Below are 12,322 nucleotides of genomic sequence, written 5' to 3' on the forward strand. Positions count from 1 at the left end.
GTTTAAAAGCCCCTCCCCCCCCACTGATCCAATCGTCGGGCGAGGAGGGTAATAGATCGCTCAAGCGCCGGCCCACGACCGGCTCATTCGTCGAGGTGTCGGCGCCCGGCTGGCTAAGCGCCTATCCTCACCACGGACGCTTCCGAATACACGCCGTCCTGGCTGATCGCGGACAGCATGTAATAGCCCGGCGGCGGTTGCCATGGCGCCACTCGCACACGCATATCGACACCTACCGAGGAATGTGGCGACACCGGTATACGGAATGCTCTTGGCACCGCATTGACCGGCAAGTATTTCTCGCTATTTCTCCGCAACAAAGAAGGGGCGGGCCAGGGCCCGCCCCTTCTTTCGTGCCCTCACGATCAATAGGTGACAGTCAAACGCACACCGCTGAAGTCCTGCTCCCCATAGAGGCTGATGTAGACGTACTGACCGCCCGGCGGGTTGTTCACCACGATCGACTCTTCGTTACCCGCATTCATCGACCAATAGTTGTGGCGGGTCTTGTATGCCCAGGGATCAGAGCCGCCCAAGGTATTGACGAACAGGTCGGCATTACCGTTTCCGCCCGTTGCGGTGACCCGCATGCTGGCGGTTCCGGCCGGAACCAGGATGTAGAAGTGAGCGTGATTGCCGCGCGTTTGCGAGATGTTGCTGCGGGCGCAGTTTCTGTCGAGCTGACGCGTGTCCGTCGCGGTGCACTCCGGAACCTGCTGGCAGGCCGTACCGTCGGCAACGCAGGTCAGCCAGTTGCTGAAATCCGTGTCGTAGCTCGTACCGATGGCCGCGATGCGGTTCTTGTACTCGGCGTAGTTCCCTGGCCGCAGGTAGGACAGGATCGTGTTCACATCGCTGGCGCGCTTCTCGAACATGTAGCGCACGGCCAAGTAGCCGCCCTGATAGACCCGCGACTGGTCGCCGTACTCGGTCTTGAACAACTGGCTCAGCGTCCAGGGCTTGCGCGCGGCTTGTTCGCGAGCACGGGCATTGTCCTGATTCAGGTAGGACCAGGAAATGTATTCCGCCAGCCCTTCCGTCCACCAAACGGTGCCTTGGCTGAAGCCCGCCATGAAGTCGCCGTACAGGTTGTAGCGGCCGTCGAGGTAGTGCACGAACTCGTGTTCCAGGTTCCAGATCTGGAACGTCGGACGGATCCACTCGGCCTCGTAGGCGATGAAGCGGGGCTGATTGCCGACTACCGCGGGATTGCCCTCGAGATAGATGCCGCCGTTGTTGGAATCGTTTCCGTAGATCGCGCTGGAGTATCTACCGTAGTCGGACGAACTATCGAAGATCACCATTTCCAACGAGGTGTTGTTGTCGTTTGCGACGGCCTGGTTGCCGGTGGCCAGGACTCGGTGGAAGTAGGCCTGCTCGCCGGCGACGGAATCGCAGGCCTTGCGGAGCTCCTCGGCCGAGATGCTCTGCGCGCGAATGCTGATGGTCGGGCTGCAGGCATGTTGGACCGGCAGGACGGCCGCACGCAGCTCCTCCTTGTAGTTACACAGGCCGTATCTTTGGCAGTTCTCGCGATCGTAAGTTTCGACGTACTGCCCGAAGATAGTGCGTAGCGGCGCGGTCGAGTTGTTGAATGCCGTCAGGTCCGCCAGTTCGTCGACTTTGGTACTGGCGTAGTTCTTGATGGTTGCCGAATACCGCATCTGGCGGGAGAGTTCGCGCGCTGCGTTGAGCACAAGATACTCTTTTCCGCCGCCGAGCTTGCCGATATTGCTGCGGATGAAGCCCGAGAGCGTATCGGCCAGCGTGGCGGCGACCTGACTCGTAAAGTCGGGCAGTTCGACCCCCTGGTTGAACAGGACATGGAAGCAGTTGTTGATCGCCCGCTCCATGAAATACATATTGTCGTAAGCGGCATCGTAGTTGCCGAGCAAGGTACGGATCTTGGAAAGAAACCGGGTGTTCTCGCGAGCAGAGTCGATCAGGATCACGGCTTCCGCAAGGACTTCGCCGTGCGCATCGTTCTCTAAAGCCATGGTCACGTTGTTATTGAAGAACGCATCGAGCCCAGCGCGCACGGACTGGCCGACCGCCGCATTGAACGCCCCAAGGCCCTGATCCCGGTACTTGAATTGGTTGTAATATCCGGCTCGGACGAAGAGGATCAACTGCAGGATGTCCTGGTCGTTGTCGCCGTCGTAGGTCTGGGCTAACCGGGCGATTTCATCGGCGACGGTGACCATCTTCTCGTTAGTGAAGGTCCGCAGCGCGTCGTCCCTGGAGAGATTGAACTGGGAATTCGCGCAAGCCGTGTCGGCGTGCTTCAGCTTGTCCAGCAGATCCGCGCCGACCGCATCGGCGAATGCGCAGCCTGTATGTCCGGCGGCCCCCTGCTGCGGGCTGCTTCCCGCGGCCCCGTGCAGCGCACCCGCCCCTTCCCTTGCACGCTTCGCCTGTGCTTTCTGGGACGGACGCTTGCGATCGAACTCTTCTATCGCTTCCTGTTCCTCGCCGATCTTGACCCGATAGGCTTGCGGGTCGCGACTCGGCGGCACCATGGCCGGTTCCAGCGGCTGACCCTGAACATGGGCGCCGCCGAACATCGCTTCGCTCATCGAGGCCGCAGGACCTGGACGAGAGCGCATGCCCGCAGGATGATGCGAGTACCCCGAGCGAGTGTATTCGCCGCCCTGTCCATTCGCCGCATACAAATTGCGCGCTTGCAATGGAGCGCCATCGGGGCTGATAAGTGCGTAGCTCGCACTCTGCGCCTTGGAAGGAACCGATTTTTCCGCGCCGAGCAGCTTCGTCAGCCAAGCATCCGCGGCAGCGACAGGACCGGCCGCCCCTTCCCGGACTCCGGAGACAGAGCTTCCGTCGCCCTCACTGGATACACCGACCAGAACGAAACTTAGCAGTGCCGCGCCTACCGCGGCAAAGCCGACTTTCTTCTTTGAACGCTGCAACATCGTAAAACTCCCTTTACCAGTTCCGGCGTCACGGACTGCCATCCATACCGATCGGGCATACAGCAGACGCGGCCGGTGCGTCATCAGAGGCAGCTATCAATCACTGCCGGCTTGTAGCCACTGGAAGCTCGATCGAGGGGTCCGTCATCGAACCGATGACTTTGCCGGGACTTGCCCCAACACCCACAAGATGCGGATGCGACTCCATGGCCTGGAAGCATTTAGGCACGCAGCCACGGAGAAAAATATTGGGAATACTCTTATTTTCAGTATCGTTCCTCGGCACGGAAACATTCCCAGGCATAGGAATATTCTTAGCCCTAAGAACATTCTTAGACTTAGGAATATTCTTAGTTCATCAATATTCTCAAGCCAACGAATCACATAAAGCGACGAATCGATCACGCGCGAAGGCGTTATTACGCTCATGCGAATACGCATTGCATCGGACGAACCGGAAGGGAGTCGAGCGACATCTCCGAGATCCAGTCGCCGCCATGCCTCTACCAGTGTGGCCCACCGCATATGCGAACCCGACAGCAACGCGGCCGTTGTTTCGATGGACCGACGACGGCATACCGAGCGCTTGCTCCATCGCGCCGGATCTGCGGTGACTCGCGCGAAGCCAGCGAAGAATGAAGCGCTCATCGCGAGGCTCGCAGGCGTCGCCTACAACCGCGATCATCGACGCGGTTTAGCGCCATCCGCGCCCGCCATCGGCTCCGGCATGGCCGAAGAATGATGGTGCGCAATCAACCATTTTCCGTTGCGCCACTCGTACACATAGGTATAGCGGGCATGCACGGTTTTTCCGTCGGCGAACTTGAACGCGTACGTGCCCAGGTCCTGGGCCACGTTGCAGCCGATCTTGATGACGCGCTTGTCGATCGATCCTTGCGGCTTGGATTTCAGGAACTTGACGAAGTAGTCGCGCATGGCGGCGCGGCTGGTACGCGGTTCGTTCGACAGCGTCGCCAACAGCACGCCGTCCTCGGCATAGTTGGCAAGAACCTTGTCCGGATCGCCCGTGCGCAGCGAATCGTTCCAGCGGTTGAACAAAGCCGCGACCTGGGGCTCGGTAACCTGGACACAAGCCGATTCCATCGGTGCGCGGGCCCCCACAGGCATCGATGCGGGCAAGAGCACCATCGCGGCGGCGACCAGCGAAGTAATTAGAACGGTATTCATTGAGGAGTCGCTCATTCGGGGGTTGACTGGGAACACAGAGAATTCGACTGGATCGTCATGCGAGCGCTTCCATGGGCGCTCCTTACTCGGTCTGTTCGGCAGGCAAGCGGTGGCATGCCCGCGTAATCGTTAGCGGCGCGGTGGGTCACGAGACCCGATGAAGCCGCGGCTCCGCGGCCGTTGCAATCGGCGCGATCTATGCAATCGCGCGGCGGCGCTCAGGTCGTCGCGCGCGCGAGCTGGCCTCTCTCGGCGCCCGTCAGCCCGACGCCGAATTTCCGGCCCCGATCTGCGCCACCTCCAGCACTCCGCAAGCTATCCGCTTGCCGGCTTTGCCGCTCGGTTGGCTGGCGTAGTCGTCCGGCATCGCGTGGATGACCAAAGCTCGCCCGCCGATGTCGTTCAGGCCACCTTCGCCGAGACTGGCCCCATGCACGATTGCCTTGACGATGGCCTCTCCCTGGGCGTTGGCGACAATATTCTCCATGTCGCCCACATGGTGTTCGCCATTTTTTACGCTGCCATGCCGATGCCCGTATGGGTTGAAGTGATCCCCGGCGCTGCTGGCATCGGCCGCGCTGCAGTCGCCTTTCTCATGGATGTGGATCGCATGCACCCCACTGGCCGTCAAGCCGGTGACGGTTCCGGCCACGGCCATCGTCTGTCCATTGGGAGAAACCGAAAGATGCCCCTTGACGCTACTCCCCGAGGCGGGCTGCAGCGCTACCGTGGCCAGCACCTGATCCTCTTCTCCAGCGCCCGACAGCGATGGCCTCTCGGCATTGCCGCACCCGGAGATCGCCAGGCCTACTGCAAAGGCCATGCCGATGCGTAAATATCTACGCGTTTTTGCCTTGATGCTGCTCATTGTCATAGCCTCGACAAGTTATTTTTTCCCGAACAGGAGTTCCGTGTATTCCACGGATACCGCGCTGCGTTGCCCGTTCGGCCCGTAGTAGCGATCCCTACGGCACGACTTCTCTTTCGCATCGCAGAATATTCCGTTAGCGAAAGTGAACTCGGACGTATCCATGTCCTTATCGGCGAATGCATTCATTGCCGTCCTCATGCCGTTATGCTTCTCGGTCAGCACCCGCGAAAGCCCCTTTTTGTTCGCGCATACGTAGCGATCGCAAAGCACGCCCGGTTCGGCCAAACGCACTGCGTTCTTCCGCTCGGCCTGAGCCGGCACCGCAATCAAAGCGATCAACAAGGAGATGGCGCACTTCAGTTCTGTCATGTCTAATTTCTCGCTCGCATCGGGCGGTGTTGGAAACACCGAGAACCCACTATTCCTTACACTTACTTTTCGTCCTTTCGCTGCAGCGCAGCCCCCGTCTTCCGAGATCCGAGGGACTGAACCGATCCGAGTTGCCGCACGCCGCGACATACGAGCCTGCGCTGTTGCTGCCCAGCGGCATTCCTTCGGTGCCGCAGTGGCCATCGGCAGCAATAGCGGCTACGAAGCCCCGGCTCTGCCCGCACGCCCCGTCCTGGCCGATTGGCCGAACTCTCCAGGGGCAAGCTTGTCGATGACTCCGCCCCGAGCGAGAAACGACTCGATACTTTCGCGGCCGTCGGAACCCGGTGTTGCGGCGCCTCTTTTCTCAGGTGCGCCGCTCCGGGCACTTTTCTTATCCGTCATACGAACATCGAACTCAGTGTCGGCTTCCCCCTGCGGGCAGCGGGCAGCGGAAGATGTCGATCACCTATGCGCAGGCGCCTCTGCCGGTCGACCGTCCTTGACCAAGCCGGATAAACGTTCGGCAAGCTCGTCCTTGCCTTGCCGACGGGCCAATTGCTCCGCATCGGCGCCGGCGTCGTCCCGCAAACCGAAATCCGCGCCCCGCTTAGCCAAGGCGTCCAGCCATTGGTCGCGCGAGAACAGTGCGGCATACATTGCCGCAGTCTGACCTGCGCTATTGCGTTGATTGACCTCGGTGCGAGGATCGTCCAACAGCCGCCGGACCGCATCGTCCACGCCCCTGAACAGAGCCCCCATCAACGCGGTGTTTCCGCGCTCGCCATCGGCCACGTTGGGGGAAGCGCCAGCTTGCAACAGCGCTTGAACCGCGGCGTCCCGTCCGTGGTAGGTCGCCAGGATCAGTGGCGTAAACCCCTTTGCGTTCCGAGCATCGAGATCGACGCCGCTCTTCGCGAGGCTACGAATCAGATCGGCGTCTCCGATTCGTGCCGCTTCGAACAGATACTCCGCGAGTTCCTGCCTGGATTTCCTCACCGTGCCGGCGGGTTCCTCTGCCAGAGCGGCCGCCGGCAGAGCCAGTACAAGAGTCATTACCCATACAAATCGCTGCATAGCGCACTCCACTGAAGACCAGGCCTTATTCACTCAAGGCGTCTGCGAGGGACTTCACGCGGGCGGCATCGGTCTTCAACGCTTTGGCGAGACCTTGGCCGTAGCTTGCGTCGGCCTTGTAGAAGTACGAGAGCATCGTGTAGCGCGCGACATCGTCGCTTACACGTCCCAGATCCCCTGACAGATTGGCGATCAAGTTGTTCCTGTCCGTCGCGGATAGCGACCGATAGAACTCGCCTGCCTGGCGGAAATTGAGCGTCTTCGCGATCCGCTTCTGCTGTGTAGTCCCGGACAGCGGCAGCTCGCTGTACTTGTGCTTGCTGTCCTGCGGTTTCGGCGCCAGGCGCGAGGGCTCGTAGTTCACGCTTCCGGTGCGCGCCCCGGCATTCGATTCGCCGTCTTGGTTGTTGCTGTTGATCTGCAACTTCGGAGCGTTGATCGGCAACTGAGCCACGTTGGTCCCGACGCGATACAACTGAGTATCGGCATAGGCGAACAAGCGCCCCTGGAGCAATCGATCTTCGGACGGCTCGATGCCTGGAACCAGGTTGGACGGAGCAAACGCCGACTGCTCTGTCTCCTGAAAGATATTCGCCGGGTTCCGGTCCAGGACCATGGTTCCGACCTTGACCTCGGGCACTCCGGACCAGACCTTGGTCGGGTCGAGCGGATCGAAGTCGAAATCGTCCAGTTGACCGGGCGTGAGGATCTGCATGTACAGATCCCAGCGCGGATGGTCGCCGCGCTTGATAGACGAGATCAGATCGTTGGTGGCGTGATTGAAGTCCCGGCCCTGAACTTGCTCCGCCTGTTTCGCCGTCAGATTGTGCTCGCCTTGACGGCTATCCCAACGCAACTTGGCATAGACGTACTCGCCACGTTCATTGACCAGCTTGTAGGCGTGGACGCTGCTGCCGTCCATTTCGCGATAGCTTCGCGGGGTTCCGTAGTCGGAATAGGCCCGGGTCAGCATATGCGTGGCCTCGGGAACGTGCGAGAAGAAATCGAAGAAGCGGTTCGGATCCTGCAGATTGGTGTCCGGACTCGGCTTCAGCGAATGCACCATGTCCGGGAACTTGATCGCGTCGCGGATGAAGAACACCGGAAGATTGTTCCCAACCAAATCCCAGTTGCCTTCCTTGGTATAGAACTTCGTCGCGAACCCGCGCGGATCGCGCAGAGTTTCCGGCGAGTGATTGCCGTGAATCACGGTCGAAAATCGAACGAATACCGGAGTAACCGCACCCGGCTGCAGCACCTTGGCCTTGGTGTATTTGCTCACGTCGCCGGTGACTTCGAACCGCCCGTGGGCGCCGGTGCCTCTGGCGTGGACGACACGCTCGGGAATGCGCTCGCGATCGAATCGCTGCAGCTTCTGAATCAGATGCGCGTCTTGAAGCAAGACCGGCCCATCCGGCCCGGCCGTCTGGGAGTTCTGGTTGTCGCCGACCGGAGCGCCATTGTCCTGGGTCAGAGGGGACTGAGCGAGCGCCTGACCGATGAAGAGTTGGGCGATGACAATGAGGAAAAGCGAACTTCGCTTGTACATCTGATTACTCGTTGAGTGAAAGATCTGGAGATAGACTTTCTTAGGCGACCGCCCTCGTCCAATACATTTACGCGATGGGTTCAATTCATAAGAGTGATTGCCTCGGCACTCGTTGCGCGCACGGCAACGACTGCATTCATCGCGAGCAACCTGACCGCTTATCGATCGCACAAAAGAAAAGCCGCGCTGGGCCCGCGCGGCTTTTATTGCAGAATCAAGCTGTGATCGGCCTCATGGAGCCGGCGATGAAATACGTCTATCGATTCGAACTGAAGGTCTGTTTCTCCTGCCTCATCGGCGCACCACGACGATTTCCGGCCTCGGCGATCGCTTCGGCGCCGGTTTTCTGGCTCAGCGCACCCAGCATTCGTTCGGCAAGATACTCGACCAGGAGCCGCACCTTCTGCGAGGCCTTGCGACTGACCGGATAGACGAGCGAGATAGGGTCTGCAGGAGGCGAGCATTGCGGAAGCAAAGCCACTAGCTCTCCATTCCGCAACGCATCTGCCACCAGGTAGTCCGGCAACTGCGCTATGCCGAGACCGACCTTCACCGCCTCCATGAGGTGGAGTATGCATTCGCTTCGCATCCGCTCGCGGATCGGATAGGAGCGCAACTGAGCGCCGTCGCGCAATAGCCAGTACGCGCCGACGTGCCCGTGCTCGCGCGCATGTACAAGCCCATCATGGTCCTTCAACATATCGGCGGATGTCGGGGTTCCGTTCATCTCGAGATAGTCTGGGCTGGCACATAGCACGTTTTCGCTATGTCCGATCACCCGCGCCGCCATACTGGCATCCGCCGACCTGCCGCTTCGAATCGCGACATCGAATCGGGCTTCTCGAACCGACGAATCTCGCTCTTCGATATCGATCTTCAGCTTGATATCGGCGTAGGAGCGCGCGAACTCCGCAATCGGCCGCGTCACCGCGGGCACGCATAGCGAAGAAGAAACGGAGACTACGATCGTCCCTCGCAAGCCGCTGTTCCAGCTCGCAATCTGGTGATTGGCCTCTTCTATCGCTTCGAGAATACTCTGGCACTTGAGATAGTAAGCCGCTCCGGCCTCGGTAGGACCGACGCGCGCGCTGCCGCGATCTATCAGCCGCATACCGATCCGGCTCTCTATGCCGCTTATGCGCCGGCTGATCACGGATTTCGACACGCCCAGCGATTGGGCCGCTCGGGTGAAGCTACCCGCGCCTACGACGGCCACGAATGCGGTCATTCCCACCACGTCGACGAGGACATCCCCCCGCGAAGGGAATTCGTAGCTCTCTTCACCCAACCTCATGACCTGCGCTCGATAATCGTTTGCCCACACATGAGAGGTCGCGGTGAACGCACGATATTGAGTTCGCTATCGGAGTACGCTTCATCAGACTATGCTCGACATCAATGCATGGAAATTGGGAATTGTCTTAGGCACCGTCGCTCGGCACAGAAGAATCGCCGGAGTTCCTTCCCGACTTCGTTTCCGATGACGCAGGTCGGTCGAATCGGCCATCCGATCCCTGCCGAGCCTACGCAGAACCGGCTGAAGAATCCGGCCCATTCGCGATACCGTGCGCGAAGGGCGACCTCGCCTGGATCAGCCGACATGCCCCCGGGTCTTATTCCTTGCCCTGCGCCGACAACACCGAATTCGAAGGAGAACTGTTCATTCGAAGGCTTCGCGATCCGTCAACGCCGATCGCCTACCTGCGATTACTCCCGAGACACCTTGTGCAGATCCTGCCATCGATGCCATCTCAGAGGAGAACTGTCCTGATCATCCGCCGACTTCGCCATAACGTGACGCGATGCTGGCTTTAACACGTAGCGATCATCTTCATGCGATTGCGCCCATCAGCGACCGCCGCTACAAGTTCCTTATTGCCCACAAGCATCGCGTCCGGCTGAAGTCGGGACTCAGGTCGAACGCACCACCGGCCGCCAAATCGCTGCACATGCCCCCTCATCCGGCTCGACGAAACGCCCGGCTCCCTGGCACGACCGCCTGCATAGCCGATTGGTAGTATCCGACGGGGCAGTCGCCATGGTGTCCAGCTAGTAGAATTGCCCTCTTACTGGAAGCGTCTTGCCGATGGGCCGATCCTGTCGGAACCGAGCTCATTGCCGGCACATCGGCGACGCTCACAAGTTCATCCGGCCGACTGCACAGCACCGACTCGCGAGGGCGGAGGTGAGTGACAAGAAAAATGGAGACAAGTTCCGTGTTTATTGATAGCCACGTTCCGGCTGCCGCCAGGCTACCCCGGTGAGTACCCAGCGCCCCCCCGACAGGGTACTCATCGCGGACGATCACCCGGTCATCGTCGCCGCGCTCTCCGAAATGCTGGGCAGCGCCTTGGATACGGACAGTATCCGCATCGATTCGGTTTCGGATGGGGAACGTCTACTGCAGGCTCTCGAGGATGACCGCTTCGATTATCTGGTCATGGACTTGCACATGCCCGGAGAACTCCAAAGCGTGCCGCTCCTGCGCGCCGTACTGAAGAAACAGCCTCGCCTTCAAGTGATCATCTACACAGGGACGGAACTTCCCTCCCTTGCGCTGACCACGCTGGAAACCGGAGCCCGCGCCTTCGTTTCGAAGTCGAGCCACCCGAGCACGATAGTCGAGGCAGTCCTGGCGGTGATGCGCGGCAATACCTACACCGACCCTGCGATCGATATCGCCTCGGCGAAGAGTCACCCATGGCGTCAACTCAGCTCTTCAGAGCAAGCGGTCGTCCTGGCGTTGGCTCGCGGCGAGAATCTTCAAGCGATCGCCCTGGACAGCAATCGCAGCTACAAGACCGTCACGACCCACAAGTACAACGCCCTGCGCAAGCTGGGCTTGAAATCGAAGGACGAGCTGTTTCGCTATCTCGAGAAGCACGGGCTAGGCCACCTGCTTCAATGAGGCTCTGCCATCGAGTCCGCCGATTACGACTCGATCATCTGGCTGTTGCGACGGCATTCGGGATCTTCGAAACGGCTCTGAGCGAGTCGCAATCGACCATGGCATTCGATCTTCGCGCCCCTATCGGTCGAAATCGACCCTTTCGGAAACGCCGCGGGCGCTGCGCAGGCTTCGTTTCTGCTGGGAGTACTGCTGCTGCCCCAGGAGCGATCCCAGCGCCTGAGCCACCACCGCCTTTTCATGGCCGATCGATTTTTCCACTACCTTCCATACCCCAGCTTTGCACCAACGCATGTAGCGCACGTAGATAGGCCGCCAAGCGCCGTACATCGCCGGAATCTCGGACCAGAAGGCCTTGTTGCAGGCCACCCATAGCACCGCTTCGACGAAGCCGCGATATTTTTGCTTTTGGTTTCTCGCCCTGGCGGCCAGGTTCGACGGAAGCGCCTCATTGATCCGGCGCCACTCCAAGTCATTCAGTATGGTGACGTTCTGTTCCACCGACGATTCATCTTTCATAGCAAGCTCTCAAAGAGTCCACTCAAATAGGCCAGCGCCACTGTTCGATGGCGCGCCGTGAGATCTTCTCGAGCTCCGCGTCCAAGTCATGCCTGGAACGACAGGGGAAGCCGTGTCGACGCGCCTTCGTAAGGCCGCCTCCTGAGCTCCGGAGGCGGCTAAAAGAGATACAGCCGGTTGCGATCAGTACGTACCGACCATGTTCAAGAACCAGCCCTTGTGGTCGTAATCGAAGTTGGTCAGGTCGTCGCTGAACTCGGTGAAGTTGTAGCCTACGCCGACGCGGAAGTTGCGGCCGATGTCGCGGTCGACGCCGATCAGGAAGCCCTGGCGATCGCCGCCGTCCCTCACGCCCAGCCAGCGGTACTCGGCCAGGGCATGCCAGGTTTCGGCGAACTCGTAACGCGTCTGCGCCGCGGCGAAGGTCGTCGCCGAATCGGCCCACTGCCCTTCCAGACGGCCGTAACGCACCTCGCCTTCGCGACGCGCCAGCTTGCCGGCGAACTCCCAATGGTGGTTCGGGTTGTAAATGCCTTCCAGCGACAGGATCTGGCTGCGCTGGTCGTAGAACGCCACGTTGTCGCCGATCTGCGGCAGCGCCGACACGTCGTACAGATACGTGTACCTGCCGAGCAGCGCGTACTTGGTGCTGTTCCACGGCCGCCAGGCGAAACCGACGTTGCCTTCGATGAACTTGGCGCCGGCCTGGGCGTTGATCTGGTCGGTGGTCTTGGAATAGTTGAAACGAGCCGCGATACGGAAGCTTTCGTTGATCTTGTGGGTGAGGTTGTTGGTCGTGACCCACTGCTCGCGACGCTCCGCACCGGTGTCCTCGCGCCATTCCAGCTTGCTCTGCCACTGCGTCGCCGCCGAGGTGTGGCCGCCGCTGAGGCTGACCGCACGACGATCGA

9 protein-coding genes and 1 pseudogene are annotated in these 12,322 nt (G+C 60.2%); 1 reads left to right on the forward strand and 9 read right to left on the reverse strand.

The genetic code is table 11. The annotated features are described in order from the left end of the window. Positions 1-365: 365 nt before the first annotated feature. The 7 genes from LC490_RS16360 to LC490_RS16390 all read right to left on the reverse strand — a co-directional run bounded on the left by LC490_RS16360 (position 366) and on the right by LC490_RS16390 (position 9,278). Positions 366-2,930, reverse strand: a complete 2,565-nt coding sequence (locus tag LC490_RS16360) for a M9 family metallopeptidase (protein ID WP_223620877.1) — start codon at positions 2,928-2,930, stop codon at positions 366-368. Positions 2,931-3,611: 681 nt separating this feature from the next. Beyond that, positions 3,612-4,118 carry an SgcJ/EcaC family oxidoreductase gene (locus tag LC490_RS16365; RefSeq protein ID WP_031371820.1) on the reverse strand — a complete coding sequence of 169 codons (507 nt, stop codon included), beginning with the start codon at positions 4,116-4,118 and terminating at the stop codon, positions 3,612-3,614. A gap of 259 nt (positions 4,119-4,377) precedes the next feature. Then, positions 4,378-4,986 carry a superoxide dismutase family protein gene (locus tag LC490_RS16370; protein ID WP_223620878.1) on the reverse strand — a complete coding sequence of 203 codons (609 nt, stop codon included), beginning with the start codon at positions 4,984-4,986 and terminating at the stop codon, positions 4,378-4,380. 18 nt (positions 4,987-5,004) lie between these two features. Next, positions 5,005-5,358 carry a YcgJ family protein gene (locus tag LC490_RS16375; RefSeq protein WP_031371818.1) on the reverse strand — a complete coding sequence of 118 codons (354 nt, stop codon included), beginning with the start codon at positions 5,356-5,358 and terminating at the stop codon, positions 5,005-5,007. A gap of 465 nt (positions 5,359-5,823) precedes the next feature. Continuing rightward, positions 5,824-6,414, reverse strand: a complete 591-nt coding sequence (locus tag LC490_RS16380) for an ankyrin repeat domain-containing protein (protein ID WP_223620879.1) — start codon at positions 6,412-6,414, stop codon at positions 5,824-5,826. Positions 6,415-6,460: 46 nt separating this feature from the next. Then, positions 6,461-7,984, reverse strand: a complete 1,524-nt coding sequence (locus tag LC490_RS16385) for a catalase (RefSeq protein ID WP_223620880.1) — start codon at positions 7,982-7,984, stop codon at positions 6,461-6,463. A gap of 256 nt (positions 7,985-8,240) precedes the next feature. Then, complete coding sequence (locus tag LC490_RS16390; protein WP_223620881.1) at positions 8,241-9,278, reverse strand: LysR family transcriptional regulator; 1,038 nt, start codon at positions 9,276-9,278, stop codon at positions 8,241-8,243. Positions 9,279-10,244: 966 nt separating this feature from the next. Between LC490_RS16390 and LC490_RS24600 the strand changes: the two genes are divergently transcribed. Continuing rightward, positions 10,245-10,892 (forward strand): response regulator transcription factor, encoded by a 648-nt coding sequence (locus tag LC490_RS24600; RefSeq protein WP_051884864.1) that lies wholly within the window; start codon positions 10,245-10,247, stop codon positions 10,890-10,892. 120 nt (positions 10,893-11,012) lie between these two features. Here LC490_RS24600 and LC490_RS16400 read toward each other — a convergent pair whose 3' ends face one another. Together LC490_RS16400 and LC490_RS16405 are read right to left on the reverse strand one after the other, a co-directional pair. Then, a complete protein-coding gene (locus LC490_RS16400) occupies positions 11,013-11,411 on the reverse strand; it encodes a transposase (RefSeq protein ID WP_051884863.1) in 399 nt (132 codons plus the stop codon). A gap of 183 nt (positions 11,412-11,594) precedes the next feature. Further along, a pseudogene (locus LC490_RS16405) lies at positions 11,595-12,322 on the reverse strand (hypothetical protein); the annotation flags it as partial.

Origin of the sequence: Lysobacter sp. ESA13C (assembly GCF_019970005.1) — a bacterium.
In the GTDB taxonomy this organism is placed as follows: domain Bacteria; phylum Pseudomonadota; class Gammaproteobacteria; order Xanthomonadales; family Xanthomonadaceae; genus Lysobacter; species Lysobacter antibioticus_B.

Coding starts and splice junctions, on each gene's coding strand:
- LC490_RS16360 (WP_223620877.1), bottom strand. CDS start 2,930: ATGTTGCAGCGTTCAAAGAAGAAAGTCGGCTTTGCCGCGGTAGGCGCG.
- LC490_RS16365 (WP_031371820.1), bottom strand. CDS start 4,118: ATGAATACCGTTCTAATTACTTCGCTGGTCGCCGCCGCGATGGTGCTC.
- LC490_RS16370 (WP_223620878.1), bottom strand. CDS start 4,986: ATGAGCAGCATCAAGGCAAAAACGCGTAGATATTTACGCATCGGCATG.
- LC490_RS16375 (WP_031371818.1), bottom strand. CDS start 5,358: ATGACAGAACTGAAGTGCGCCATCTCCTTGTTGATCGCTTTGATTGCG.
- LC490_RS16380 (WP_223620879.1), bottom strand. CDS start 6,414: ATGACTCTTGTACTGGCTCTGCCGGCGGCCGCTCTGGCAGAGGAACCC.
- LC490_RS16385 (WP_223620880.1), bottom strand. CDS start 7,984: ATGTACAAGCGAAGTTCGCTTTTCCTCATTGTCATCGCCCAACTCTTC.
- LC490_RS16390 (WP_223620881.1), bottom strand. CDS start 9,278: ATGAGGTTGGGTGAAGAGAGCTACGAATTCCCTTCGCGGGGGGATGTC.
- LC490_RS16400 (WP_051884863.1), bottom strand. CDS start 11,411: ATGAAAGATGAATCGTCGGTGGAACAGAACGTCACCATACTGAATGAC.